This window comes from Nonomuraea sp. bgisy101 (assembly GCF_057708945.1).
On record NZ_JBYITD010000040.1, the window covers coordinates 21,589 to 47,157 of the forward strand.

The following is a 25,569-nucleotide window of genomic DNA, read 5'->3' on the forward strand; positions in this document are numbered from 1 at the left end:
TGATCGAAACGGCTCTTGCGTCGGGCGCCGGGTTACGGGTGTGTATGAACAGCTTCTCCCTCGTCGGGGGGAGTGAGACCACCCGGATAGGGGAGGTCCAGCCGTCGAAGATCGGAGACGGTGATCTCATGACGATCAAGTTGATGACCCCGACGCTGGCTGTACGTGATACCGAACAGCCAGTTCCGAGATGGGCGGTCTTCAGCGCCAATGCGATCCCTTTCCTGCTGCTTCCCCATTGCCTGTGGCGGCTGCCGTTCGCCTTCGACTTCGGGATGGGGATGTTCGATCCGAACGCGCCGGCATGGGTGTGGTGGGCCATTCCCTATGTCTTCGGGCTCAGCGTGGTGTCGGAGGCGGCGGCGCTCCTCTCCCTCGGTCTGGTGCGGGGATGGGGTGAGGTTGCGCCTGCCTGGCTCCCGATCGTTGGCGGGAGGCGCATCCCACCGTTGGCGGTGATCATCCCCTCCACTCTGGGCGGCTTGGCCGCGACCGCGATGTACGGAAGCACGTTGCTGACCTGGCTGAACGTCCCGGGATTCCATGGTTTGGGGTTTTCCAACGGCTGGTGGGAAGCGCTGGCGAACGTGTGCATCGCCCCTGGGATCTTGTGGGGCCCCTTGGTGTTGGCCCTGACCTACGCCTACTACGTGCGGCGTCGGAGGCCGAGACGTTAGTACAGCCCTCCTGCTCACGGCGTAACGCGAAATCATCGATCACGAAATGTGGGCCAGAACCAGAATTGGCTCTGTCCCACATTTCGTGATCACGCTTGGTCTCCAGGTAACGATTCGAGTGAGTCGATCTTCTGTGGCGATGGGCATCGCGATCATGCCGGATGGCGATCGCGGACGTGCTCTCGGTGTTGTTTCCGCACCTTGTGGGTGTGCAGGTGGAGCGGGTGTTCCTGGCCGGAAGTACGGTCCGGATCCGAACCAGCAGCGTGGATGTGGAAATGCCGTGTCCGGCGTGCGGCGTCTCTTCCGGACGGGTGCACAGCCGCTACGACCGCAGGTTGTCGGATCGGCCCATCGCGGGCCAGGAGGTACTGATCGACCTGCGGGCACGCCGAATGTTCTGCGGCAACGCCGCCTGCACGAAGAAGACCTTCGCCGAGCAGATCCCGGGGCTGACGGTTCCGTACGGCCGGCGTGCTCCGGGCCTGGCGCAGGTTCTGCGGTCGATCGCGTTGGCGTTGGGTGGCAGGCCAGGTGCACGGCTGGCCACGCGATTGGCGGCGGCGGTGGGCAAGTCGACGCTGCTGCGGCTGCTACGCGCTCTGCCCGACCCGCAGTTCCCGACGCCCCGGGTGCTGGGGGTGGACGAATTCGCGTGGCGACGCGGGCACGCCTACGGGACGGTGCTGGTCAATGTGGAGACCGGGCGGCCGGTTGACCTGTTACCGGATCGCTCGGCCGAGTCGTTCGCGGCATGGCTGGATGCGCATCCAGGCGTGGAGGTGATCTGCCGAGATCGCGCCGGATGCTACGCCGAGGGCGGTCACCGCGGCGCACCGCTGGCCAAGCAGGTGGCGGATCGCTGGCACTTGCTCCACAACCTGACCGGCGCCGTCGAGCGCGCTGTCGCCCGCAATCGTCCTCACCTGCGCGAACCTCTTGCGGCGAAGGAGCCTGCCGCGGAGTCCGCCACCCCGTCCGGCGCGCCCGAAACGCTCGCTGACCGCACTCGGGCAATTCGGCATGCCGAGGTGCACCAGGCCCTCCAGCGCGGCATGACCATCACTGAGATCAGCCGGGACCTGCGCATGGACCGCAAGACCGTTCGCCGCTACGCCAACGTGGCCAGCGCCGAGGACCTCGCTCCCGACAGACGAAGGTCGCGCGCGAGCATCCTCGCCACCCACTTGCCTTACCTGCAGCAACGATGGGAGCAGGGCTGCCGCAGCACCGGCCGGCTCCTGGAAGAGCTGCGCGGCCGCGGCTACAGGGGCAGCGAACGGACGCTGAGACGGATCGTCGCCCAGTTCTGTGAGAAGACGAGGGCGATGTCTTCGGCCGGCAGGTGGGGGTCGGAGCAGCGCAGCAGGTACTTGCCGTCGAGGTTCTCCTCGGCCTTGATCTTTTTGGTGTCGATGCGGAGCTTGCCCGCCGGGGTGGTGCGCAGGTAGCGGTTGAGGCCAGGCTTGCCCCCGATCTTCCCGCGCAGCTCGCCGCGTTTGAACTCACTCAGCTGATCGGTGTCGTCGATCAAGTCGGCGAGCTGCGCGAGGAGTTTGTCACGCATGTGCTTGTCCCGCTCGGCGGTCTCGGGTTGTGGCAGATGACGAACCGTTCGACCTCGCTGATGCGCACCTCCTTGATGCGCATGTTGTCGCCGATCTCGGTGTAGCGGCCCTGCCGCGAGAGGGCGGCTTTCACCTCTGGCGAGCCGGACCGGAGTTTCTCGCCGATGATGTAGGAGTGATCGCCTTGCCGCAGGTAGCGGCGGTTGTCCGCCGAGGAGAAGCCCCGGTCCGCGACCCACACGATCTTCGATAGGGTCCAGTCCCGCATATCGTCCTTGATCTGCCGGATCACGACCTGGTCGGAGGCGTTGCCGGGCCAGCACCAGCAGCGGACTGGGATGCCGTCGCGGGTGACCGCCATGCCGATCACGATCTGCGGCAGGTCATCGCGGGAGTCCTTGGACTTGCCGTGCGTGCGGAACCCGGTCGGATCCACCCCCTCAGGCGGCTGCCGGCCCTCGGGCAGTACCTCGCCACGCTCGGTGCGCCCGACCGGTTCGTCGGGCTCCTCCAACTCGAAGTAGGTGGAGGTGGTGTCGAAGAACAGCAGGTCGACCTCGAGATTCAACAGGTTGGCGACCTGGTCGAAGACCTGCTTCTCCAGATCGTCGCGGACCTCGTGCAGCCAGTCCATCGCCCGGTCGCAGGCCTGCTCGCCGATCTCGGCCAGGCCCTCGATATGCACGTATGGCTGACCCAGTCCTGTACCGCTTCAGAATTCATCACGTGGTTCTGATCTGCGGTTTTGACCTCCAGCCAAGGCACGGGCAAGATCGCGGTTTGTGTCGGTTCGTCTGCTGTACCTGATTCTGACGCGGGTGTTTGGCTGGCTGGTGTTACTGGGACGCGGTCAGGCGTCCAAAGACGTTGAGATCATGGTGCTCCGGCATGAGGTGGCGGTGTTGAAGCGTCAGGTCGTCCGGCCGAAGCCGGACTGGGCCGATCGGGCGGTCCTGGCGGCCTTGGCCCGCTTCCTGCCGACGGTGCTGCGAGCACCTCGCCTGGTCACCCCGGGCACCTTCCTGGCTTGGCATCGTCGTTTGATCAAACGCTGGTGGACGTATCCCCAGCGCCCTGGCCGTCCTGGAACGAGCAACGAGGTCCGGGATCTCGTCGTCCGTCTGGCACGCGAGAACCCGAGGTGGGGGTATCGGCGGGTACACGGTGAGCTGGTTCGCCTGGGGTTCCATGTCGGTGAAGCGACGGTGAGACGGATCCTGCGCTCGCGCCGATCCGGCCCGGCTTCCCGAAGCTTGGACGCCTCCGGGAGGAGGTTCCTGCGCCTGCGGGCGAAAGGGTTGTTGGCCTGCGATTTCTTCCACGTCGACACGGTCTTCTTGAAACGCCTGTACGTGTTGTTCGTGATGGGGTGGAGACGCGGCGCGTGCACGTCCTGGGTGTGACCACCCATCCAACAATCTGCTCATGAACCTCGGGCAGAGGGCCGGCTCGTTCCGGTTCCTCATCCGTGACCGGGATGCCAAGTTCACCGCCGTCTTCGATGAGATCTTCGCCGGCGAGGGTGTCGTGGTGCTTAAGACTCCGCCGCGGATGCCGCGAGCCAATTGCTAGCCCTGGCCACCGCAATGATCCTTGCCGCGCTGGAGGCCGGGGTAAAGCCCCGCTGCATGAGCGGCGATGAGGTCTACGGCCAAGATCCACGCCTGCCCGCGGCGCTGGAGGACGGCAGGTCGGCTACGTGCTTGCGCTCGCCGCCAACCGGAGGCTTGTCCTGGACGGGGTCGAGATGACCGCCGCCCTCGTTCGTGGCCGACCGGCATGTTATCGCGCCGGAGTGGGCGCCAAGGGCCCGCGCTGGTATGCCTGGGCCAGCATCGACCAAGCCGGCGGCGGGAGTTTGGCGCCGACCGTACCGGCCGAGCGGCAGGGGGCCGCAATTGAGCTTATAGCGCCGATAACCGAAAACGGGGTTCCTGCGGGACCGTACTGCCGCGCACTCTCGTGCTTACAGCAGAAGTCATCCACGCACATTCATCAAGGAGCCCCTTGTGACAACAGGGACGTTCAGCGTCAACGGCAGGACCTATGCGAAGCCTGAAAGCCCTGTCGTGGTGATCTGCATCGACGGCAGCGAACCCGACTATCACATCGAGGCCATGGCGGCTGGCCGGATGCCCTGGCTGAGCAAAGTCCTCGAATGGGACGGGTCCTCATGGCCCGCCCACTGCGCGATGCCCGCCCTCACCAACCCGAACAACCTGTCCATCGCGACGGGCCGCCCCCCGAGCGTGCACGGCATCAGCGGCAACTACATCTTCGACACAGAACTTGGTGAAGAAGTGCTGATGAACGACAAGCGCTTCCTGCGGGCGCCCACCATCTTCGCCGCGGCGAACGAGGCAGGACTCGACGTCGTCGTCGTGACCGCCAAGGACAAGCTCCGCAGGCTGCTGGGCGCGGGTCTCGTCGAGGAGGGGCCCGCCCTGGACGGCTCAGGCGAGTTCGTCGCACCGGCCAGGCGCGGAATCTGCTTCTCTGCGGAGAAGGCCGACCAGGCCACCGTCGAGGAGAACGGCATCGGCGATGTCCTGGCCCTGGTCGGCAAGCCGCTGCCGGACGTCTACTCGGCCGATCTGAGCGAGTTCGCGCTCGCCGCGGGTTTGGAGATCCTGGCGACTCGTGGCGCGGACCTGATGTACCTGTCGCTGACCGACTACATCCAGCACAAGAACGCACCCGGTACCGAGACGGCGAACGCCTTCTACGAGATGATCGACCGCTACGCCAGCAGGCTGGCCGAACTCGGCGCCACCATCGTGCTGACGGCCGACCACGGCATGAGCGCCAAGTCCGACGACGCAGGACTCCCGCGTGTGGTCTACGTCGAGGACGAGGCCCGCCGCATCCTCGGAATTCCCGCCGAGACGAACGACCTGCGGGTGATCCTGCCGATCACCGACCCGTACACCGTTCACCACGGCGCTCTGGGCTCCTTCGCGAGCCTCTACCTGCCGGAGGGCGCCGACTGTGAGGCCACCATCGCGGCACTGAGAGGCGTCGAGGGGATCCAGGAGGTGCACGGCCGCGGGGAGGCGGCCGCGCGTTACTCCTTGCCCGCCGACCGCATCGGGGACATTGTGATCCTCGCCGAGGCCGGCACCGCGCTCGGACGCTTCGCCGCCTGGCACGACCTCAGCGGGCTCGACGCGCCGCTGCGGTCCCATGGAGCTCTGGGTGAGCTCCAGATCCCGTTCCTGATCAACCGGCGCCTGTCCACGCCCGACCTGCTGGACGCCCCGTTCGGTGAGCCGGCCCGCATCCACAACTACGACGCCTTCTGGGTGGCCACGACGCTGGTCTCCCAGGAGGAAAACGCGACCTGACCGCGCAGCGGTCGCCATCGCCCGCCATCAAGCCGACACTTTCTAAGATTGGTTGAGAGACCATGTCGAACGTCGGAAATGTGATTCCCGGGATCCGGAATCCCGAGCCTCTGCCGGAGTCCGAGTACGCGCGACTCAAGTGGCGCATGCTCCTGGCCGCCATGTTCTGCTACTTCTTCTTCTACACGGGCAGGCAGACGTTTGGTTTCGCCATCCCGGGCCTTGAGGAGGACCTCGGTCTCAGCAAGGCCACGCTCGGTGCGATCAGCGGGATCCTGCTGTGGTCCTACGCCGCAGGCCAGATGATCAACGGCAATCTCGCCGACAAGTGGGGCGGCCGCCGCATGATGGCGGCCGGAGCCATCCTGTCCACCATCCTCAACTGGTTCACCAGCTTCTCCATCGGTCCGAAATCGCTGGGCTTCTTCTGGGGACTGAACGGCTACGCGCAGTCCCTCGGCTGGCCCTCCGGCGGACGGGTCATCTCCAACTGGTGGGCCCCGCACGAGCGCGGCAAGAGCTTCGGCTTCTACACGTTCGCCGCGGGCATGGCATCGGTCCTGGCCTTCGTCACCTCGACGATCGTGGTGGACACCCTCGACCTGGACTGGCAGTGGATCTTCCGGGTGCCGGTCCTGCTCATGCTCGTGGGTGGCGTCACCTTCTATCTGATCGCCAGGGACACTCCGGCGCAGGCCGGTGTCACCCCGCCTGCCAGCCACACCGCCACCGCGGCCGATAGGACGGCGGAATCCGCCGACCAGATCGCAGGCGAGACCTCGATCCAGCGCTACAAGGCCGTCCTGCGGAACCCGAAGATATGGTCGGCGGGCATCGCCATCGGATTTCAGAACACCGCCCGCTACGGGCTGCTGATCTGGGTCCCGGTCTACTTCCTCGGCGCGGACTGGAAGGAAGGCGCCGGCGGCATCAGCCCACTCTGGATCTCGGTCGCCCTTCCCGTGGGCATGGCGGTGGGCGCCCTGGTCAACGGTCAGATCTCCGACCGGCTGTTCGGGGCACGGCGGGACCGCCCCATCATCCTGTTCATGCTGCTGGGCGCGGTGATGGCCCTCACCATGTACCTCGCGCCGTTGAGCACGACGTCCGGCATCGTCGTCCTGTTCCTCACCGGCTTCTTCGTGTACGGCCCGCAGTCGTCCTTCTGGGCACTCTGCCCCGATATCGCGGGCAAGCGCATGGCCGGCACGGCGACCGGTGCGGTCAACTGCTTCGCCTACATCTTCGCCGGCGCGGCCGAGCCGATGATCGGCGGTCTGATGGACGCCACAGGCAACACCAGTCTCATCTTCCCCGTCGTGGCCGTGGCATGCGGATGCAGCGCCCTGGTCGCCCTCACTATCCGACGCTAGGAGGTACAGAGATGACCGAACTCAGCAGCGGGGCACTCCGAGTACGTGAGGCCCTAGGCGCGACAGCCGCGATCTGGGCGGGGCCGGACAACGGCTTCACGGTGAAGCCGCAGCCGTTGCCCCGGCTGATGCCCGGGGAGGTGCTCGTCAGGGTGGAGCTGGCCACCATCTGCGGCAGCGACCTGCACACCATCGCCGGTGACCGGCCCACCCCGCTCCCCACGGTGCTGGGGCACGAGGCGGTCGGCACCGTCGAGGCCGTGGGCAGCGCGGCATACACCGTCTACGGGAAGCCGCTGCTTCCAGGGCAACGCATCACCTGGACGATCGGGACCTCTTGTGGCTCCTGCCGACGCTGCCAGCGCGGCGTTCCGCAGAAGTGCGAGGGCGTCCGCAAATACGGTCACGAGGCCATTACGGACGCGTGGCGGCTCAACGGGGGTTTTGCGACACACTGCCACCTCGTCGCGGGCACCGGTCTGATGCCCGTGCCTGCCTCACTCCCCGCCGAAGTCGCGGCACCGGCGAACTGCGCCACCGCCACGGTCGTGTGCGCGGCGCGGCGCGCCGAGCTCACGGCCGGCGACTCGGTGGCCGTGATCGGCTGCGGGATGCTGGGACTCACCGCCGTGGCGTTCGCCCGTGACCTCGGGGCCGAGCACGTCATCGCGTGTGACGTCGACGCCGGCCGCAGGGACCTCGCGCTGAAGTTCGGCGCCACGGTGGCCTGCTCGCCAGGCGACCTCGAGGCCGCAGCAAAGGACCTCGGCGCGGATGTCGTCTTCGAACTCTCGGGCAACAGCCTGGCCGTACAGTCGGCCCTGGACATCGTCGGGCTGGACGGGCGCGTGGCACTGGTCGGCTCCGTGTCACCGGGACCGAAGGTGAGTTTCGAGCCCAACGCCTTCGTGCGCAACCTGTCCCACGTGATCGGCAGCCACAACTACACCGTCCACGACCTGGCCGAAGCCGTCGACTTCCTCATGCGCACCCCGAAGCAGGACCTGTTCGCCGCACTCGTTCCCGCCTCGTTCCCGCTCTCGGACATCGACGCCGCTGTCGCCATGGCGCGCACCGGGACCGCTCCCCGGATCGCCGTGCGCATGGACTGACCAGCTCGCAACCCTTCATCTCTTACGGAGTCCCACATGGCGCAGCCGAGTCCCGACCATCTGCTCAACCACATCGACGGCCGATGGGTGCCGTCACAGACCGGTGCGGTTCGACCGAACCTCAACCCCGCCAACACCGACGACGTCATCGGGGAGTTCACCGAGTCGGGCGCGAAGGACGCCACCGCCGCCGTCGACGCCGCGACCGCCGCCCACCGCGAGTGGGACGTGATCGGCCCGATCGAGCGGGCCAAAGCCCTTACCGTCGCCGCGCGGCTGATAGGGGAGCGGCGCGACGAGTTCGCCGAGGCGATCACCCGGGAGCAGGGCAAACGCCTGTCCGAGAGCAAGGGCGAGGTGTCCCGCTCGCTGGCCATCCTGGACTTCACGATCGGGGAGGCCCGCCGGATCAACGGCGTCACCACTCCCGCCGAGGAGCCCCGCACCCTGGCGATGACCTTCCGGCGGCCGCTCGGCGTCGTAGGCCTCATCACACCCTGGAACTTCCCTGTGGCCATCCCCATGTGGAAGGTCGCTCCCGCTCTGGTGGCAGGCTGTACGGCGGTGCTCAAGCCGTCGCCGCTGACTCCGTGGACCTCCGCTCTGCTGGTGCAGGCCTTCGCCGACGCGGGCCTGCCGCCGGGCGTGCTCAACCTGGTGCAGGGCGACCGTGATCCCGGCGAGGCGCTGGTCGCCGACCCGCGCGTGGCCGGCATCTCCTTCACAGGCTCCCTGCCCGTGGGCCAGGCGATCAACCGGGCCGGCGCAGGCAGGCTGATGCGCACCCAACTCGAGCTGGGAGGCAAGAACGCGCTGATCGTCCTGGCTGACGCCGACCTCGACGCGGCTGTCGACGCCATCGTCCACGGCGCGTTCGGGCAGAGCGGGCAGCGCTGCAGCGCCACCAGCCGGGTCATCGTCGACCGGTCCGTACGGGACAAGCTCCTCAACATCCTGCTTCCGCGGGTTCAGGCCATGCGGATCGGGCGCGGTGACCAGGAGTGGGCGGACATCGGCCCTGTGGTCAACGACGAGCGGCTGCGCGCCTGCCTGGCGGCGGTGGAAGGTGCGGTCGCAGCGGGTGCGCGGGTCGCCTGCGGCGGGAAGGAGGCCACGCTCGACACCCCTGGCTATTTCGTCGAGCCGACCGTTCTGACCGATGTCGCGTGGGACAGCGAGATCGCCCAGGAGGAGGTCTTCGGGCCGGTGCTCTCCGTCATCGACTGTGAGGGTTACGAGGACGCCATGCGCATCTCGAACTCGGTGAAGTACGGAATGTCGGGCACGATCTTCACTCAGAACCCGTCCCTGATGTTCCAGGCCCTCCACGACTTCCAGGCGGGCATGCTGCACGTGAACCGTCCCGGTGTGGGCGCGTACTCGCACTTGCCGCACATGGGGGCGAAGGCCTCCCAACTCGGCGCTCCCGAATGCTCGCCTGACGTCTGGGACTTCTACACCGACCTCAGGTCCGCCTGCATCAGGTACTGAACGGCCAGGCCGTCAGGCGGGCCACACGGCGACGGTCCGGACGAGTTCGACGAACGCCTCCTCCGGCGGGGTGAGGACACGGTCGATCCGTCTGACGAGGGAAACGGTTCGGGTCGGGGGAGCCGGGATAATGGTCAGGGCGGCCAGGATCCCGGATTTGGTCTCCTGTCTGATGGCGTGCTCGGACAGGAGCGAGATGCCGAGTCCCTGGCTTACCGCCTGCTTGAGTGTGTCGGGGCCCCACATGTCCCACTGCTCGGCGGTCTCCAGTCCCCATGTCCGCAGCGCGTACTCCTGGAGCCGCCGGCTGGCCGATCCGCTCTCGCGCATGAGGAAGCGCTGATCGGCCAGGTCGGAGGGGGTCAGCGCCCGTCCCACGAGGGGGGAGTCCGGTTCGGCCACAAGCACCATGGACTCTTCGAACATCCCCTGCGTCAGTAGTTGTTCATCGCGCGGAGTGTCGGCGCACAGGCCGAGCGCGACCTCTCCGCGCAGCAGCCAGGACTCGACCGCCTCTTCGTTGCCTACCCGGATCTGGCAGCTGACCTTGGGCGCTCGCAGGGAGAAGTCGGCGAGGAGGCGAGGCAGGAGGTAGGTGCCGAGAGTGGTCGTGCCCGCCACCACCAGATTGCCACCTTCCAGCCCGCGGTAGTCGGCGATGGCCCGATCGAGGGAGTCCAGGACCTCGAACACCCTGCGCGCGTGCTCGACCACGACCTCACCTGCGGGAGTGGGGCGTGCGCCAAGGCTGGTGCGGTGGACGAGCTGGACTCCGAGGGAGCGCTCCAGGTTCCTGATGTGGTTCGACACGGCCGGCTGGCTCATGAAGAGCGACTTGGCCGCCCCTGAGAAGCCTTTGGACTCGACCACTTTCGCCAGGACTTCCAGCTGGTTCAAGGTCACCATGCTGCGAACCTCCTCGTGCTCAGAGCTCGCCGATTGTTCTAGGTGTACTGCATCGCCCTGGTCGCCGAGTGGTGTTGCGACGGCCTGGAGATCACCTGCTGTCATCTTCGAGGTACGGCGGGCGATTGCCGACCCATGCTCCGCGACGGCCAAGAAGGCGCAGCTGACGCCCATTGACCAGCGCCTCCCCGACCATGCCGACGGAGGCGTCAATGTCCGCCGGTGAAGCGGAAACAGGTGTACTGCTTGGGCTCAACCGGTCGTCGCAACACCGGCTTCCTGGACTGAGCGGCCACCCTCTGATGGCCGGGATCGACCACTAGGAGCCGCGCTTGCCCAGGCGGTAGGCGCGATGCGCGGTGCCGCCGAAGATCTCGGCGGTCTCGGCCGCCGTGAGATGGCGGGTCAGCTCCTCGCCGGCGGAGACGACCTCGGCATAGGACGCCTGGAGCAGACAGACCGGCCAGTCCGAGCCAAACATGATCCGCTTCGGTCCGTACGCCTCGATCACCACCTCGGTGTAGGGGCGCAGATCCTCGATGCGCCATTGCTTCTTCGCCTCGGTCACCATGCCGGACAGTTTGCAGAAGACGTTCGGCTCGGCGGCGAGCTCACCGATGAGCGATGCCCACGGCTCCAGCTCGCCGGTGGCGATCGCGGGTTTCGACAGATGGTCCAGGACGAAGGTCAGGTCGGAAAGCGCCCGCGCGGTGGTGATCGCTGCGGGCAGCTGGCGAGGCAGTGTCAGCAGGTCGTAGGCCAAGCCGGTCTCGGCGACCGCCCCGAGCCCGCGCCGCACGTCCGGCCGGTTCAGCCAGTCGTCGTCGGGCTCTCCTTGGACGAGATGACGGATCCCGACGAGCAGTTCGCCTCCGGGGCCTTCACACAGAGAGGCGAGCGTTTCGGGCAGCTGCGGGTCGGTCAGATCGGCCCAGCCGACCACTCCGGCCACGAGTTCGGTCGCCGCGGCGGTCGCGAGGAATTCCCTGGTCTCGGTCACGTCCGGCAGCACTTGGACGAGGATCGTCTTGTCGATTCCGGCGCCCTTCGTCTCCGGGGCGAGGTCCTCGGGTGTGAAATCGCGACGGATCCGGGTGGTCTCCGGGCCATCGAGCCAGGGTTGGGGTCGTCGGGCCAGTTCCCAGAAGTGCTGGTGGGCGTCGATCCTCATGGCGCCTCTTTGAGGTCGGCCCGCGCCTCGGAGTCTCCTCGCAGGTGCTCGCGGAGCCACTGCTCGGTGGTGCTCACGTGCATCAGCGCCGCCGCCTGGGCGAGCGGAGCGTCACCGGCGGCGAGCGCGGCGTAGATCGCCTCGTGCTCGTACAAGGTGCGTCCGGCCGCGGCGTCGTCGACCATTCCGCGCCAGATCCTCGCTCGCAGGGTGCGTCCTGAGATGCCGTCGAGCAGGGTGGCCAAGGTGGTGTTGCCGGTCGCCGAGGCGACCGCCTGGTGGAACGCCGCATCATGCTGGTTGAGCAGTTCGACGTCGTCGCTGGCTTCGCGCATCGCAATCAGGTGACTTTCCACGACGACCAGCTCCGACGCCGTGATCCGGCTGGCGGCGAGGCCGGTGGCGATCGGCTCGAACAGCCTGCGCACCTCGGTCAGCTCCAGAAGCGTGTCGCCGTGCAGCAGTTCGACCGCGGCGCCGAGCCCTTCGAACAGGAGCGCGGGATCGAGGCTGGTCACATAGGTCCCGTCGCCCCTCCGAATCTCCAGGACTCTGGCAACGACCAGTGCCCTGACCGCCTCCCTCATGAGATTCCTCGACAGCCCGAGTTCGGCGGCGAGTTGCGGCTCAGGCGGCAGCTTCGAGCCTGCTGGAAGCTCTCCGGAAAGGATCATCTCCCGGATGCGGGTGATGGCCTTGTCGGTCAGTGACATCGGTCCTCCTTCGGTCCGAAGGCTATCAGGACATCCCATGTCTACGGAAGTCGATTAATGGGATGTCTCCTGGTGCTGCGGCTGCAGGCCTATCGGATCTCAAGTCCGTGACCTGCGATTTCTCGCGTTTGCTGGCTAGAGGGTAGACAGCGCGACGAGTGCGGAGCTATACATACATCCCATCCATTTGGAGTGGTGTCGTGTTCCCGCCCATGTGGATCTGTCTCCGCCCTGCCTTTGGGACCAGCATGAGGAAGTACCGAATGAGGCTCAGAACCGCCCTCTTCTCCACCGCCTCCGCTCTCTCCGCACTGGCGCTGCTCAGCGCCTGCGGCAGCGCTTCCGGCACCGGAACCACGTCGGCCGACGGCCCGCTGGTCGGCGTCGACTACCCCCGCTCCGATACCGACTTCTGGAACTCCTACATCAAGTACACGCCCGACTACGCCAAGCAGCTCGGCCTCTCCCTCAAGACGACCAACTCGCAGAACGAGGTTGCCAAGCTCACGGCCAACGTGCAGACCTTCATCAGCCAGGGCGTCAAGGGTGTGGCCATGGCCCCGCAGGACACCGCCGCCATCGCGCCGACACTTGACCAGCTCAAAGCGAAGAAGATCCCGGTCGTCACCGTCGACACGCGCCCCGACAACGGCGACGTCTTCATGGTCGTCCGGGCCGACAACCGGGCCTACGGCGAGAAGGCTTGCAAGTACCTCGGCTCCAAGCTCGGCGGCAAGGGCAAGGTCGTGATGCTTCAGGGCGGCCTCGACTCGATCAACGGTCGGGACCGCACCGAGGCCTTCAACGAGTGCATGAAGGCGAACTACCCCGGCATCACGGTGTTCGGCGAGGCCACCAACTGGGACGGCGCCGTCGCCGCGCAGAAGCTCCAGACTGATCTGACGGCCAACCCTGACATCAAGGGCATCTACATGCAGTCCAGCTTCGCGCTGGCCGGCACCCTGCAGCTCCTCAAACAGCGCGGCCTGCTCGTCCCGCCGACCGACCCCAAGCACGTGTTCGTGGTCTCCAACGACGGCATCCCCGAAGAGCTCAAGTCCATCGCCGACGGCAAGATCGACGCGACGGTTTCGCAGCCGGCCGACCTGTACGCCAAGTACGCCCTGTATTACCTGAAGGCCGCCATCGACGGTAAAACCTTCCAGCCCGGCAAGACCGACCACGACAGCACGATCATCCAGGTTCGGCCCGGCCTGCTGGAGGACCAACTGTCCGCGCCGCTGGTCACCGCCGACGGAGGGACCTACGACGGCGTCCCCAGCCTCAAGAGCACCGACACCTCCCTGTGGGGCAACAACCTCGGCTGACAACGCGCCGGGTCGCTCGAAGGCCCGGCCCCGGTCCGCAACCACGAACGAAAGCAAGGCGGTAGAGATGAGCGACGGGGAGCGAGCAGCCCACCCCGCGCCTGGCCCGACTGACGACGGGTGGGCTGCGAGCAGTCCACCCGTCGTCGAGGCGATGGGCGTAGTCAAACGATTCGGTCCGACGGTGGCCCTCGACGGCGCGTGGATCACCATCAGGCCCGGCGAGACCCACGCGCTCGTCGGCCGCAACGGCGCTGGCAAATCCACCCTCGTGAACGTCATCACCGGTCTCCTCGGCCCGGACGAGGGAACGCTGACCTTCGACGGCAAGCCGGCACCACGGCTCACCGACCGAGACGCCTGGCGGCAGCGCGTGGCCTGCGTCTACCAGAAATCGACGATCATTCCCACTCTGACCGTCGGCGAGAACCTCTTCCTGAACCGGTGCGACCACGGTCGCGGCCGGCTCATCGACTGGCGCGGCACCCGGCGCCGCGCCGAGGACCTGCTGTCGGCATGGTCGGTGGAGGTCGCCCCGGGAACCCTCGCGGGCGACCTCAGCGTCGAGCAGCGGCAGTTCGTCGAGATCGCCCGTGCGCTGTCCTTCGGCGCCCGGTTCATCATCCTCGACGAACCCACCGCCCAGCTCGACGGAACCGCGATCAACCGGCTCTTCGACCGGATCCGCGACCTGCAGGCCCAGGGCGTCACCTTCCTGTTCATCAGCCACCACCTGCAGGAGATCTACGAGATCTGCGACATGGTCACGGTGTTCCGGGACGCCAGGCACATCGTGACCTCCCCCGTCGCGGAGCTGTCCCGCACCGAACTCGTCGCCGCCATGACGGGCGAGACGGCGGTGGTCCTGGGCGGCGAACGGATGAGTTCACTGGACGCCGACGCCACGGCCGCGCTGAGCGTCCAAGATCTGAGCGGCAGCGCGTACGCCGACATCACCTTCCAGGTGGGCGCCGGAGAGATCGTCGGACTCGCGGGGGCCGCGGGCAGCGGACGCACGGAGGTCGCCGAGACCGTGGTGGGCCTGCGGGCCGCCGACAGCGGCAAGGTGGAGATCGCCGGAAGCCGGCCGCGGCCGGGAAGCGTACCCGCCGCACTCGCCGCCGGCGCGGGCTTCGTCCCGCAGGACCGGCACCACCAGGGCTACGTGCCCGCCATGTCGATCGCGGACAACTCCACGTTGTCGGTGCCCGCCCGCCTCGGCCGAGGCGGCTTCATCAGCAACCGGCGCCGAAATCTACTGGCCGAGACCTCGATCGAAAAACTTGAGATCAAAACACCCGGCCCCGAGCTGCCCGTCTCCGCGCTGTCGGGGGGCAACCAGCAGAAGGTCGTCATGGCCCGCGCCCTCGCCGACGAACCCCGGCTGCTGGTCCTGATCAACCCGACCGCAGGCGTGGACGTGCGCTCCAAGGAGTTCCTCCTCGGCAAGGTCGAGGAGACGGCGGAGACCGGCACGGGCGTGCTCATCGCCTCCGACGAACTCGACGACCTGCGGTTGTGCGACCGGGTCCTGGTGATGTTCCAGGGCCGAGTAACGACAGAGACCCGCCGCGGCTGGCACGACCACGACCTTGTGGCCGCGATGGAAGGAATGACCCTCAATGCCGAGAACCATGACTGACAACGACATCGCGAACGCGCCCGCCTCCTCGGCCGTACGTCCGCCCACCAAGGGGAAGGGGCTGATCGGCGGCCGGATTCCTCTCGCCAGGCTCCGCGACCTCGCGCTCGTCCCGCCCATCGTGGGCATCGCGATCGTCGGCCAGATCGTCAGCCCGGTCTTCCTGCAGACAGACAACCTCATCAACGTCATGCAGACCATGTCCGAGATCGCCCTGCTGGTTCTCGCGCAGACGATGATCCTGATCGTCAAGAAGATGGACCTGTCGATGGAGTCGACCATGGGCCTTGCGCCCGGCGTTGCGGCCTGGCTCGTGGTACCGATCGGTGCCGGCCACGGACTCGGCCTGCTCCCCGGCGGCTGGGCCATCCCGGTCACCCTCGCCGTGGGCGTACTCATCGGCGTGATCAACGCCCTGCTGATCATCCGCTTCGGCCTCAACGGATTCATCGTCACGCTCGGCATGCTGATCGTGCTGCGCGGCGTCCTCACCGGCGTCTCGGGCGGCCAGACCTTCTTCCAGCTGCCGTCGTCGATGCTGTATCTGGGTTCCGCCGTCTGGTTCGGGGTGCCGGCCTCCATCTGGATCTGCCTAGTGCTGTTCGCGGCCGCCATCGTCGTCCTCGGCTGGACCAACTTCGGCCGCTCGCTGTACGCCATCGGCGGCAACGTCGATGCGGCGAAGGCGGCCGGCATCCGCACCGACCGGGTACTGGCGATCGTGATCGTGACCGGCAGCCTGCTTGCCGCACTCGCCGGGCTGCTGCTGTCCGGTCGACTCGCCTCCGTCGCGTCCGCGCAGGGCAACGGCTACATCTTTACCGTCTTCGCCGCCGCCGTCATCGGCGGGATCAGCCTCAACGGCGGCAAGGGGACCATGTTCGGTGCGTTCAGCGGCATCCTGCTGCTGTTCATGATCCAGAACGTGCTCACTCTTGGCGGCGTCCCTGCCCAGTGGATCGGCGCCCTCAACGGGCTGATCATCCTGGCCGCGCTGACCATCTCGCGCATCACGGGCGGCAAGGCTCAGGAATGACCCGGCGGCACATGCCGCGCCTTCGCCGTCCCCTTGATCAACCTCGGGCAGACCGTTCCCGCCCGATCCCATAGGAGCCACCGTCATGTCCTCTGCTGCGCCCGTATCCGCCCGCATCACCGCCCTGGACGTCCTCGACGTGCGTTTCCCCACGTCGGAGCACCTGGACGGGTCCGACGCGATGAATCCCGAACCTGACTACTCCGCTGCCTACGTCATCTTGCGCACCGACGCCACGGATGGGCTGGAGGGCCACGCGCTGGCCTTCACCACCGGCCGCGGCAACAACGTGCAGGCGGCAGCCATCGCGGCCCTGGCCTCCCACGTGGTGGGCCTGTCCGTCGAGGAGATCTGCGCCGACCTCGGCGCGTTCTCCCGCTCCCTCGTCCACGACCCGCAGCTGCGCTGGCTGGGGCCGGAGAAGGGCGTCATTCACATGGCGACAGGCGCGGTCGTCAACGCCGCCTGGGACCTGGCCGCCAAGCGCGCCGGCAAGCCGGTCTGGCGGTTCCTCAGCGAGATGTCGCCTGAGGAGCTCGTCGGTCAGGTCGACTTCCGCTGGCTGAGCGACGCCCTCACCTCCCAGGAGGCGCTGGACATCCTGCGGCGCGCGGAACCCGGCCGCCAGAAGCGCATCGCGCGCCTGCTGGAGCGCGGCTACCCCGCCTACACCACCACCCCCGGCTGGCTCGGATACTCCGACGAGAAGCTCGCCCGACTGTCCCGCGAGGCCGTGGCCGACGGCTTCGCCCTGATCAAGCTGAAGGTCGGAGCCTCCCTGGACGACGACATCCGGCGCATGCGCACCGCCCGCGAGGCGGTCGGCGACGGCGTCCGCATCGCCGTGGACGCCAACCAGAGATGGGACGTCGCCGAGGCGATCCAGTGGATGCGTGAGCTGGCCCCCTACCGGCCGTACTGGATCGAGGAGCCGACCTCGCCCGACGACATCCTCGGCCACGCCGCCGTCCGTGAGGCGCTCAGCCCCATCAAGGTCGCCACTGGCGAACACGTCGCCAACCGGGTCGTCTTCAAGCAACTCCTCCAGGCCGGCGCCGTCGACATCGTGCAGATCGACGCGGCACGGGTCGGCGGGGTCAACGAGAACATCGCGATCCTGCTGCTCGCCGCGAAGTTCGGGGTGCCGGTGTGCCCGCACGCCGGTGGCGTGGGCCTGTGCGAGATGGTGCAGCACCTGTCGATGTTCGACTACGTCGCGGTATCCGGCACGGTCGAGGACCGCGTCATCGAATACGTCGATCACCTGCACGAACACTTCGTCGACCCGGTACGCATCGGTGAGGGCCACTACCTCGCGCCGGCCCTTCCCGGGCTTGGAGCCGAGATGCACCAGGCGTCCCTCAAGGAATACGCCTACCCCGACGGCCCCGTGTGGTCCGCCCGCCTCTGACGAACGGACCACGACGTGCTTCTAACAGAACTTCTGCACCCTGGGATCCTCCAAGCACTTGCCGGTACCGGGCATGGCGCCCGTGTGCTGCTCGCCGACGGGCACTACCCCGCCAGTACGGCCATCGGCGAACGCGCCCAGGTCGTCCACCTGAACCTGAGGCCGGGCCTGCTGGACGTCTCCACCGTGCTCGATGTCCTGCTGCGGGCGATCCCTGTCGAGTCGGCCCAGGTGATGGTGCCGCCGGACAGCGAACCGGAACCCCAGGCCATCGGCGAGTACCGCTCCATGCTCGCCCCCGCCCCCGTCGAGCCGCTCGGCCGCTTCGAGTTCTACAACGCCGCCTACTCGCCGGACCTGGCGCTGGCGGTCGTCACCGCCGACCTCCGCACCTACGCGAACCTGCTGTTGACCATCGGCGTCCGCGCTGAAGGGACCTTGAGGACATCATGACATTTGCAGTCCGTTACACAGCCGCCCTGACTCTGGACACCGCTCCTACCGAGACCGCCCCACCCGGCCCGGGAGAGGTGGAGCTGGCCCCCGCCTACGTCGGGATCTGCGGCACCGACCTGCACATTTTCCACGGAGACATGGACGCCCGGGTCAGCACCCCCGCCGTCCTCGGGCACGAGATGTCCGGCCGTGTCGTACGGGTGGGGCCAGACGTCGAGGAATGGCAGCCAGGCGACGCGGTAACCGTGATGCCGCTGCGCTGGGACGGCACCTGCCCGGCCTGCCGTTCCGGCAACCGGCACATCTGCCAGCACCTCGACTTCATCGGCATCGACTCGCCGGGCGCGATGCAGCAGCGGTGGACCGTACCCGCCGCCACCCTCGTCCGGTTGCCCGACTCCCTCTCCCTGGACCGGGCCGCGCTCGTCGAGCCCACCGCCGTCGCCGTGCACGACGTCGGCCGGGCGAAGGTCCAGGACGGCGAGCGGGTCGTCGTGGTCGGCGGAGGGCCCGTCGGCGTCCTGATCGCGTTGGTCGCCCGGGCCGCCGGCGCCGAGGTTCGCTTGGTGGAACTGAGCGACCACCGGCGGGCGCTGGCCGAGAACATGGGATTTACCACATGGGACCCGGCCGCCGAGGACGTGCCGGAACTGGTCCGGCAGTGGACCGGCGACGCGGGCGCTGATATCGCCTTCGAGGTGTCCGGCGCGGCGGGCGGCGTCGACACCGCCGTGGAGGTGCTGGGCGTCCGCGGTCGGCTGTGCCTGGTGGCGATCCATCCCCGGCGCAGGGAGATCGACCTGCACCGCTTCTTCTGGCGTGAGCTCACCCTGGTCGGCGCCCGGCTGTACGACCGCTCCGACTTCGAGCGAGCGGTGGGCCTGGTGGCGGACGGCACCGTCCCCGCCGACCTGCTGATCAGCAAGGTGGTGCCCCTCGCCGAGGCGCCTGCGGCGTTCGAAGCGCTGGAGACGAGCGGCGACGTGATGAAGATCCTGGTGGACTGCGGGAACGACGAGCGGGGAGCCTCGGCATGAACGCTTTTGACCTGACGGGCAAGTCGGCCGTCGTCACCGGCGCCCGTCGCGGCATCGGCCGGGCCATGGCCCGCGCGCTCGCCGAGGCGGGCGCGGATGTCATCGGTGTCAGCGCGAACCTGGAGACAGTCGGCAGCGACGTCGAGAAGGACGTCGTCGCCGCCGGACGCTCCTTCGAGGCGATCCGCACCGACTTCGCCGACCCCGACGCCGTTCGGGCCTTGGCCGCGCACCTCGCCCGACCCGAGCGGCCGGTGGACATCCTGGTCAACAATGCGGGCACCATCCGCCGCGCCCCCGCCACCGAACACCCCGACGCAGACTGGGAACTGGTCCTCCAGGTCAACCTGACCGCCCAGTTCGCCCTCGCCCGCGCCGTCGGCGCGGCTATGGTGGCCCGTGGTCGAGGAAAGATCATCTTTACCGCGTCGCTGCTCAGCTTCCAGGGCGGTATCAACGTGCCCGGCTACACCGCGGCCAAGCACGGCGTAGCCGGCCTGACCAAGGCACTGGCCAACGAGTGGGCTCCGCACGGTGTCAACGTCAACGCGATCGCCCCGGGCTACATCGCGACCGACAACACCCAAGCACTGCAGGACGACTCGGTGCGCAGCCGGGCGATACTCGACCGCATCCCAGCCGGTCGCTGGGGCGCCGCCGACGACCTGGCCGGCGCCACCGTGTTCCTGGCCTCAGATGCGGCCGCCTATGTCCACGGCGCCGTCCTGCCGGTCGACGGCGGATGGCTGGGCCGATGACCTTCGGCTTCGCAGTCGCACTGTCCGACGCCCGGGTCGTTCCGGTGCTGACCGTCCCGTCCGTCAGGACCGCCGGGCCGCTCGCCGAGGCTCTCGCCGACGGCGGCGCCCAGTGCGTCGAAGTCACCTTCCGCACCCCTGACGCCGACCAGGTGGTGGAACAGATGGCGGCCCAGGGCCGGCTGACCGTGGGAGCCGGCACCGTGCTCACCGCAGAGCAAGCGGAACGAGCCGTGACCGCCGGGGCCCGCTTCGTCGTGTCGCCAGGCTACGACCCGGACGTGGACGCCGTCTGCCGGAAGCTGGACGTGCCCTTTCTCCCCGGCGTCGCTACGCCAACCGAACTGATGCGGGCACTCACGGCCGGTCTCGAGACCGTGAAGCTGTTCCCCGCCGAACTCCTGGGCGGTCTCCGGATGCTCCGGGCGCTCGCCGCGCCCTTCCCCTGGGCACGGTTCATGCCCACCGGCGGCATCGGGCCGGCCCAGACGCCCGGCTACCTCGCCGAACCCGCGGTGCTCGCCGTCGGCGGGAGTTGGATGGCGGGCCCCGCCCTTCTGGACCGGCAGGACTACCAGGAGATCCGGCGGCTGACCGCCGAGAGCATGGAAAAGAGCACGCCATGACAGGGCACGCTCATGGCGCCGAGGTGGTCGCCCTCGGCGAGGTGATGCTCCGCTTCGATCCGGGTGAGGGACGGATCCGTACGGCCCGCCATTTCCAGGTCTGGGAGGGCGGTGGTGAGTACAACGTCGTCCGCGGTCTGCGCCGCTGCTTCGGCCTGCGCACGGCCGTCGTGACGGCGCTGGCCGACAATCCGGTGGGCCGGCTCGTCGAGGACCTGATCCTGCAGGGCGGCGTCGACACCTCCTTGATCCGCTGGGTGCCGGACAACGGTGCCGGACGGACGGTCCGCAACGGCCTGAACTTCGTCGAACGAGGCTTCGGGATCCGCGGCGCCATGGGCGTCAGCGACCGTGCCAACACCGTCGTCTCCCAACTGCGCATAGGAGACATCGACTGGGACGCGCTGTTCGCCGCAGGTCCTCGCTGGTTCCACACGGGCGGGATCTTCGCCGGCCTGTCGGACACGACGGTGGCCGTCGCGGAGGAGGCCATGGCTGCGGCCCACCACCATGGCGTCACGGTCTCCTACGACCCGAACTACCGTCCCAGCCTGTGGGTCGGCCGAGGCGGTGCCGACCGTGCCCGCGAAGTCGATCTACGGCTCGCCCGGCACGCCGACATCGTAGTAGGGGCCCTGGGGCTGGTGGGGGAGTGTCCCGGCGTCCGGTCCATCGAGGCCGACGAGGTGCGGGACGCGCTCAGCGAGGTCGCAGGCAGGTTGCCTCAGGCGAAGGTGCTGGCGACGACGCTGCGCGGGATACCCTCGGCCGGAGTGAACGACTGGTCGTCCGCTGCCTGGTCGGCGCAGGCGGGCTTCGTCCGCGGTCCCGAGATGCCGGGCCTGCACGTCCTCGACCGCATCGGTTCCGGCGACGCCTTTGCGGCCGGCCTCATCTACGGGCTGATGACCGGCCTGGAAGGTCCCACGACAGCCGGACCACCCGTCGACGCATCGCGCCTGGAACGCGCCCTCGCCTATGGCACCGCTCACGGAGCGCTCGCCATGACCACCCCCGGCGACGTCTCTATGGCCTCGCTCGCCGAGGTCGAGGCGCTCATCGCGGGTGGCTCGGCCTCCGTCAGACGCTGACCGATCACCACCCACCTTCGAGGAGCACACTGTGGTCCATCAGACGATGAGGCGCCGGAAGATCGTAGGGACCGCGGTCGAACTCACCGAGCTCGGCTTCGGGGCCTCCGTCATCGGCAACCTCTCCCGTGCCACAACGGACGGCGACGCGACGGCCGCCGTTCAGACGGCCTGGGAGGCGGGCGTCCGGTACTTCGACACCGCACCGCACTACGGCCTCGGCCTCTCTGAACGGCGCCTGGGCGCGGCCCTGCGTGACCACCCCCGCGACGCCTACGTTGTGTCGTCCAAGGTGGGACGCTTGCTCGTCCCCAACGAACGGCCGAGTGGCACCGACACCGAGGGCTTCGCCGTACCGGACGACCTGCGCAGGAAGTGGGACTTCAGCCGGGACGGAGTGCTCCGCTCCATCGAGGCCACCCTGGAACGCACCGGCCTCGACCGCCTCGACATCGTCTACCTGCACGACCCAGACGACCACTGGAAGCAGGCCGCCGAAGAGGCCATGCCCGCCCTGGCCGACCTTCGCGACCAGGGCGTGATCGGCGCCATCGGAGCCGGCATGAACCAGTCGGCCATGCTCGCCCGCTTCCTGCGCGAGACCGAGGCCGACGTCGTGATGCTGGCCGGCCGCTACACCCTGCTCGACCAATCAGCACTCGACGACGTCCTGCCCGCCGCACACGACCTCGGCAAGAGCGTGGTCGCCGTCGGCGTCTTCAATTCCGGCCTGCTCTCCCGCGACCATCCCACCGCAGGCCTGACATATGACTACCAGGAAGCGCATCCCGACCTGATCACCCGCGCGCAGGCGATCGCTGAGGTCTGCGAACGACACGGCACGACCCTCCCGGCAGCCGCGATCGCCTTCCCATATACCCACCCCGCCACCGTCAACGTCACCCTGGGAATGCGAACCCCCGAACAGGTCGCGCGCAACGTGGAAGTCCATCAGCGGCCCGTCCCCCCGGCCCTCTGGAACGACCTCCAAGCCGAAGGACTCATCAAACTTGCTATCCCCACGGAGAATGAGCCCCATTTCACCGGGAGGCACAGGCCACAGGGTGGTGGAGGGAGGATGGCGGAACTGTAGGACGAACCTGCTCTGTCTCAGATTCGGTGGTGACGGTGAGGATCATCTGGAAGGGTTGGGAGATCGGCCCGGCACCGGCCGCACACGGCGGATCAGCGAAACCGAGCGCTCGCAGATCATCGCGCTGGCCCGCACATGGCCGCCGGGCCGGCCGGTGCGCGATCAGGCGACCGGTGAGTTGAGGGCGGCCGAGGACAGCGGCCAGGTAGCTGAATACTGGACACTGCGACCGAGGCCGCCGGCTCGCTGGGCATCGTGGTGACGCGCTCGCAGGTGCGGCGGATCCTGCTGGCCTAAGGGGGTGCGCTGGCATCGGCCCCGTTCGTGAACGGGCAGCCATGATCCGCAGTTCGCCCTTAAGGAACCCGCATCGTTGTCCTCTACACCTGTCCGCCGCCGGGAGCAACAGTGGTGGCCGCCGGCGAACTCGGCCCGGTCCTTGCTGGATGATCGAGAGACCGTGTCCGGGCTGTCCGGCTGTCGCCGGTGAGCCCTGTCCGGTGCCCAAACCGCGCTCGTAGCGCTGGCCTGCGGTTTCGCACGTCGTCAAACGGCTCTGCGATACTCACGGATCAAACCGCAGATGAACCGTGCCGGGATTGGTCGCCATAGACGGCGACCAAGTCATCAAGGTGTGCGGTGTTGCGGCCGGTCGCGGCCACCTTGTCGCCGCGGGACAGGGCCGCCTCGACGAAACTCCGGCCCAGGCCGCGGGACGAACCGGTGATGAACCGGACCTCGCTTGATGCCTTCCATTCTTTCGGCGGTGGGGCTATTGCAGTGAGTGTTGGAACGGGGTCACATTGCTGGACTCAGCGATCAGCGGGGCGGCCTCGTCCAGGAAGCATGGGCATCCGGGTCCGTCGCCTTCCGGGTTCCGTTTGAGCCCTACACGTGTTCACATTCCGCCCGAGACTGGAACCACGGCCCCGGCGATGTTGCCGTTGGCGGCTGAGGCGAGGAAGGCGACGGTGTTGGCCACATCGGACGGAGAGGAGAAGCGACCGGTGGCCGTCCGGTCGAGTATCTTGGCGGCCATCGGGTTGGCCGCCATCACCGCGGCCTGCTCCTCGGGCATGGTGCCACCGGGAGCGACCACGTTGCTGAGCACACCCGAGCGACCCGCCTCGGCGGCGAGGCTGCGACTGAAGCCTTCCAGGGCGGCCTTGCTCGCGGCGAACTCCTCGCGTCCCACCATGCCGACACGGATGCCGTCGGAGGACAGAAAGACGATCCGGCCCCAGCCGCCGGCCTTCATCACAGGCAGCGCCGCCTGCACGGTGTGGAAGATGCCCTCCAGGTTGACTGTCTGACCTGCGGTTTCTCGCGTTTCACAGTCCTCGTCGAGGATCTCCGCTACGGGCTTGAGTGGGAGTGCTGGGGCGTTACGTCGTTCTGAGAAGACTGCGGTCATCAGGTACACGACGCGAACGCGACAGCCCTGATCAAGGTGACCGTTGATCAGCGTTGCCCACGTCCGTCGTATCAGTACCTTCCCATGGCGCTGGTACCGCGGGTGGGCCCTGGCCGCGCAGCCGGTCCATCTCCCGCCACTCGGGCCGCAGTCCCGTCAGGCTCGTGGTGAGCGCGTAGACGGCCCCGCCTGCGAGCAGCACCGGTGCCAGCCCCGCGGCCGCCACCGCCACCCCGCCCACCAGCCCGCCGAGCGGGATCCCGGCCCAGGCGAGGGAGTCCGACAACGCGTTCACCCGGCCCAGCAGGCGCCTCGGCACCCGCTCGTAGGAGATCGCCCCAAGGATCGGGTTCAGGAACCCGCCGGCGAACCCGCCCACCGCGAACACCGCCGCCATGGCCCATACCGGCGCGTCCACCGCCAGGATGAGGAACCGCGACGGCCCGGCGAGCAGGAACGCCACGAAGAACACCGGCCTGCGCCGCATCCGGTGCGCCACGGCGGCCGCGACCAGGCCGCCGCCGACGGCCGTAAACCCCATCACGCTGCTGTTCAAACCGACCACAGCGGGGCCGTGGCCGGACTCCTTGGCCCATACGAACACGAGCACCTGGCTGAAGGCTGCGTCGAGCAGGTTGGTGACGCCGACCATGACGACCACGGAGAGCAGCAGCGGTTCGCCGCGCAGAAACGCGAAGCCCTGGCCGAACCGCCGCCAGTACCCCTCCTGCGCCTCCTGCGCCGGCGCGCGGTGCCCCATGCCGCGCGGTAGCGCCCACGCTGCGATCACGGAGCCGAGCGCGAAGCAGGTGACGCTGATGCCCAGGCTGGCCAGCGGCCCGAGTAGCGCCACTACTGCGCCTCCCGCCGCGGGCCCCACCGTCTGTGCCAGCCGCTCGGTCACGCCCATCAGCCCGGTGGCTCGCTCCAGCGGTACCCGCCCGCGCTCGGCCGCCTCGGGAACCATGATCTCCTTGGCCAGGTCCCCTGGACCGCGGGCCGCGCCGACCACCGCGACAAGGGCGATCAGCGCGCTCAGCGGCAGCAGGTCCATGGCGTGCAGAAGGACAACGGCCCCGGCCGCCGCGGCGCTCACCACGTCGCCGACCCATGAGATCCGGCGCGGCCCGACCCGATCGACCAGCGGCCCGGTCAGCGCCTTGACCAGCACGTACGGGGCCATCTCCGCGAATGCCACCAGCCCCGTCTGCGCCGCGCTCCCGGTCGTTGTCAGGACGAGCCAGGGCAGGGCGAGGGCCGACACCCGCGTGCCGGTCAGCGACACCGTCATGGCCGCGAGCAGGCCGGCCATCGGGCGTAAG

Annotated in this window: 22 protein-coding genes and 3 pseudogenes; 19 read left to right on the plus strand and 6 right to left on the minus strand. The window is 68.2% G+C overall.

Features of this window, described 5'->3' with window-relative positions:
* Positions 1 to 128: 128 nt before the first annotated feature.
* Complete coding sequence (locus AC3EO4_RS46725; protein ID WP_431902474.1) at positions 129 to 677, plus strand: hypothetical protein; 549 nt, start codon at positions 129 to 131, stop codon at positions 675 to 677.
* Positions 678 to 955: 278 nt separating this feature from the next.
* Positions 956 to 1,924: pseudogene (locus AC3EO4_RS46730) on the plus strand (ISL3 family transposase); the annotation flags it as partial.
* 62 nt (positions 1,925 to 1,986) lie between these two features.
* Here the strand turns inward: AC3EO4_RS46730 and AC3EO4_RS46735 are convergent.
* Positions 1,987 to 2,956, minus strand: a pseudogene (locus AC3EO4_RS46735) (IS1634 family transposase); the annotation flags it as partial.
* A gap of 71 nt (positions 2,957 to 3,027) precedes the next feature.
* On the opposite strand from AC3EO4_RS46735, the gene AC3EO4_RS46740 reads away from it, so the two are divergent.
* From AC3EO4_RS46740 to AC3EO4_RS46770, 7 genes and pseudogenes are all read left to right on the plus strand, one after another.
* Positions 3,028 to 3,648 (plus strand): helix-turn-helix domain-containing protein, encoded by a 621-nt coding sequence (locus AC3EO4_RS46740; RefSeq protein WP_431902476.1) that lies wholly within the window; start codon positions 3,028 to 3,030, stop codon positions 3,646 to 3,648.
* A 22-nt stretch (positions 3,649 to 3,670) separates the two neighbouring features.
* A complete protein-coding gene (locus AC3EO4_RS46745; RefSeq protein ID WP_379573388.1) occupies positions 3,671 to 3,817 on the plus strand; it encodes a hypothetical protein in 147 nt (48 codons plus the stop codon).
* Positions 3,817 to 4,076: pseudogene (locus AC3EO4_RS46750) on the plus strand (IS701 family transposase); the annotation flags it as partial. The gene AC3EO4_RS46745 and the pseudogene AC3EO4_RS46750, both read left to right, overlap by 1 nt.
* Positions 4,077 to 4,254: 178 nt before the next feature.
* Positions 4,255 to 5,589 carry a phosphonoacetate hydrolase gene (gene phnA, locus AC3EO4_RS46755; RefSeq protein WP_379573389.1) on the plus strand — a complete coding sequence of 445 codons (1,335 nt, stop codon included), beginning with the start codon at positions 4,255 to 4,257 and terminating at the stop codon, positions 5,587 to 5,589.
* 80 nt (positions 5,590 to 5,669) lie between these two features.
* Positions 5,670 to 6,962: an MFS transporter gene (locus AC3EO4_RS46760; protein ID WP_379573390.1), complete on the plus strand. Its 1,293-nt coding sequence runs from the start codon at positions 5,670 to 5,672 to the stop codon at positions 6,960 to 6,962.
* Between the two features lie 11 nt (positions 6,963 to 6,973).
* Positions 6,974 to 8,074 carry a zinc-binding dehydrogenase gene (locus AC3EO4_RS46765; protein ID WP_379573391.1) on the plus strand — a complete coding sequence of 367 codons (1,101 nt, stop codon included), beginning with the start codon at positions 6,974 to 6,976 and terminating at the stop codon, positions 8,072 to 8,074.
* A gap of 36 nt (positions 8,075 to 8,110) precedes the next feature.
* Positions 8,111 to 9,565, plus strand: a complete 1,455-nt coding sequence (locus AC3EO4_RS46770; protein WP_431902480.1) for an aldehyde dehydrogenase family protein — start codon at positions 8,111 to 8,113, stop codon at positions 9,563 to 9,565.
* Positions 9,566 to 9,577: 12 nt separating this feature from the next.
* Here AC3EO4_RS46770 and AC3EO4_RS46775 read toward each other — a convergent pair whose 3' ends face one another.
* From AC3EO4_RS46775 to AC3EO4_RS46785, 3 genes are all read right to left on the minus strand, one after another.
* Positions 9,578 to 10,471, minus strand: a complete 894-nt coding sequence (locus AC3EO4_RS46775; RefSeq protein WP_379573393.1) for a LysR substrate-binding domain-containing protein — start codon at positions 10,469 to 10,471, stop codon at positions 9,578 to 9,580.
* Positions 10,472 to 10,790: 319 nt separating this feature from the next.
* Entirely contained in the window at positions 10,791 to 11,642 is an 852-nt protein-coding gene (locus AC3EO4_RS46780; protein WP_431902483.1) for an amidohydrolase family protein, read from the minus strand.
* A complete protein-coding gene (locus tag AC3EO4_RS46785) occupies positions 11,639 to 12,355 on the minus strand; it encodes a FadR/GntR family transcriptional regulator (protein ID WP_379573395.1) in 717 nt (238 codons plus the stop codon). Before AC3EO4_RS46785 ends, AC3EO4_RS46780 begins: the two co-directional genes overlap by 4 nt.
* 263 nt (positions 12,356 to 12,618) lie before the next feature.
* Between AC3EO4_RS46785 and AC3EO4_RS46790 the strand changes: the two genes are divergently transcribed.
* The 10 genes from AC3EO4_RS46790 (at position 12,619) to AC3EO4_RS46835 (ending at position 22,833) form a co-directional block, all read left to right on the plus strand.
* Positions 12,619 to 13,683 (plus strand): sugar ABC transporter substrate-binding protein, encoded by a 1,065-nt coding sequence (locus AC3EO4_RS46790; protein ID WP_379573396.1) that lies wholly within the window; start codon positions 12,619 to 12,621, stop codon positions 13,681 to 13,683.
* 154 nt (positions 13,684 to 13,837) lie between these two features.
* Positions 13,838 to 15,325, plus strand: a complete 1,488-nt coding sequence (locus AC3EO4_RS46795; RefSeq protein WP_488186381.1) for a sugar ABC transporter ATP-binding protein — start codon at positions 13,838 to 13,840, stop codon at positions 15,323 to 15,325.
* A 121-nt stretch (positions 15,326 to 15,446) separates the two neighbouring features.
* A complete protein-coding gene (locus AC3EO4_RS46800; protein WP_379573398.1) occupies positions 15,447 to 16,361 on the plus strand; it encodes an ABC transporter permease in 915 nt (304 codons plus the stop codon).
* 85 nt (positions 16,362 to 16,446) lie between these two features.
* The gene (locus tag AC3EO4_RS46805) at positions 16,447 to 17,772 is read left to right on the plus strand and encodes an L-fuconate dehydratase (RefSeq protein WP_379573399.1); all 1,326 of its coding nucleotides are present in this window, start codon (positions 16,447 to 16,449) and stop codon (positions 17,770 to 17,772) included.
* A 15-nt stretch (positions 17,773 to 17,787) separates the two neighbouring features.
* Positions 17,788 to 18,225, plus strand: a complete 438-nt coding sequence (locus AC3EO4_RS46810) for an RbsD/FucU domain-containing protein (RefSeq protein ID WP_379573400.1) — start codon at positions 17,788 to 17,790, stop codon at positions 18,223 to 18,225.
* On the plus strand, positions 18,222 to 19,265 hold the full coding sequence (locus AC3EO4_RS46815; RefSeq protein WP_379573401.1) for a zinc-dependent alcohol dehydrogenase: 1,044 nt from the start codon (positions 18,222 to 18,224) through the stop codon (positions 19,263 to 19,265). Before AC3EO4_RS46810 ends, AC3EO4_RS46815 begins: the two co-directional genes overlap by 4 nt.
* Positions 19,262 to 20,023: an SDR family oxidoreductase gene (locus AC3EO4_RS46820; protein WP_379573402.1), complete on the plus strand. Its 762-nt coding sequence runs from the start codon at positions 19,262 to 19,264 to the stop codon at positions 20,021 to 20,023. The genes AC3EO4_RS46815 and AC3EO4_RS46820 overlap by 4 nt, the downstream gene beginning before the upstream one ends.
* Positions 20,020 to 20,649 carry a bifunctional 4-hydroxy-2-oxoglutarate aldolase/2-dehydro-3-deoxy-phosphogluconate aldolase gene (locus AC3EO4_RS46825; protein ID WP_379573403.1) on the plus strand — a complete coding sequence of 210 codons (630 nt, stop codon included), beginning with the start codon at positions 20,020 to 20,022 and terminating at the stop codon, positions 20,647 to 20,649. The genes AC3EO4_RS46820 and AC3EO4_RS46825 overlap by 4 nt, the downstream gene beginning before the upstream one ends.
* Entirely contained in the window at positions 20,646 to 21,740 is a 1,095-nt protein-coding gene (locus tag AC3EO4_RS46830; RefSeq protein ID WP_431902490.1) for a PfkB family carbohydrate kinase, read from the plus strand. The genes AC3EO4_RS46825 and AC3EO4_RS46830 overlap by 4 nt, the downstream gene beginning before the upstream one ends.
* Positions 21,741 to 21,786: 46 nt before the next feature.
* On the plus strand, positions 21,787 to 22,833 hold the full coding sequence (locus AC3EO4_RS46835; protein ID WP_431902492.1) for an aldo/keto reductase: 1,047 nt from the start codon (positions 21,787 to 21,789) through the stop codon (positions 22,831 to 22,833).
* A gap of 898 nt (positions 22,834 to 23,731) precedes the next feature.
* Here AC3EO4_RS46835 and AC3EO4_RS46840 read toward each other — a convergent pair.
* Entirely contained in the window at positions 23,732 to 24,247 is a 516-nt protein-coding gene (locus tag AC3EO4_RS46840) for an SDR family NAD(P)-dependent oxidoreductase (protein WP_379573409.1), read from the minus strand.
* A 31-nt stretch (positions 24,248 to 24,278) separates the two neighbouring features.
* Positions 24,279 to 25,559: an MFS transporter gene (locus AC3EO4_RS46845; RefSeq protein WP_431902495.1), complete on the minus strand. Its 1,281-nt coding sequence runs from the start codon at positions 25,557 to 25,559 to the stop codon at positions 24,279 to 24,281.
* Positions 25,560 to 25,569 lie beyond the last annotated feature (10 nt).

Coding starts and splice junctions, on each gene's coding strand:
- AC3EO4_RS46780 (WP_431902483.1), bottom strand. CDS start 11,642: ATGAGGATCGACGCCCACCAGCACTTCTGGGAACTGGCCCGACGACCC.
- AC3EO4_RS46805 (WP_379573399.1), top strand. CDS start 16,447: ATGTCCTCTGCTGCGCCCGTATCCGCCCGCATCACCGCCCTGGACGTC.
- AC3EO4_RS46845 (WP_431902495.1), bottom strand. CDS start 25,559: ATGGCCGGCCTGCTCGCGGCCATGACGGTGTCGCTGACCGGCACGCGG.
- AC3EO4_RS46815 (WP_379573401.1), top strand. CDS start 18,222: ATGACATTTGCAGTCCGTTACACAGCCGCCCTGACTCTGGACACCGCT.
- AC3EO4_RS46725 (WP_431902474.1), top strand. CDS start 129: ATGACGATCAAGTTGATGACCCCGACGCTGGCTGTACGTGATACCGAA.
- AC3EO4_RS46745 (WP_379573388.1), top strand. CDS start 3,671: ATGAACCTCGGGCAGAGGGCCGGCTCGTTCCGGTTCCTCATCCGTGAC.
- AC3EO4_RS46825 (WP_379573403.1), top strand. CDS start 20,020: ATGACCTTCGGCTTCGCAGTCGCACTGTCCGACGCCCGGGTCGTTCCG.
- AC3EO4_RS46835 (WP_431902492.1), top strand. CDS start 21,787: ATGAGGCGCCGGAAGATCGTAGGGACCGCGGTCGAACTCACCGAGCTC.
- AC3EO4_RS46775 (WP_379573393.1), bottom strand. CDS start 10,471: ATGGTGACCTTGAACCAGCTGGAAGTCCTGGCGAAAGTGGTCGAGTCC.
- AC3EO4_RS46785 (WP_379573395.1), bottom strand. CDS start 12,355: ATGTCACTGACCGACAAGGCCATCACCCGCATCCGGGAGATGATCCTT.
- AC3EO4_RS46765 (WP_379573391.1), top strand. CDS start 6,974: ATGACCGAACTCAGCAGCGGGGCACTCCGAGTACGTGAGGCCCTAGGC.
- AC3EO4_RS46795 (WP_488186381.1), top strand. CDS start 13,838: ATGGGCGTAGTCAAACGATTCGGTCCGACGGTGGCCCTCGACGGCGCG.
- AC3EO4_RS46830 (WP_431902490.1), top strand. CDS start 20,646: ATGACAGGGCACGCTCATGGCGCCGAGGTGGTCGCCCTCGGCGAGGTG.
- AC3EO4_RS46840 (WP_379573409.1), bottom strand. CDS start 24,247: ATGACCGCAGTCTTCTCAGAACGACGTAACGCCCCAGCACTCCCACTC.
- AC3EO4_RS46820 (WP_379573402.1), top strand. CDS start 19,262: ATGAACGCTTTTGACCTGACGGGCAAGTCGGCCGTCGTCACCGGCGCC.
- AC3EO4_RS46790 (WP_379573396.1), top strand. CDS start 12,619: ATGAGGCTCAGAACCGCCCTCTTCTCCACCGCCTCCGCTCTCTCCGCA.
- AC3EO4_RS46770 (WP_431902480.1), top strand. CDS start 8,111: ATGGCGCAGCCGAGTCCCGACCATCTGCTCAACCACATCGACGGCCGA.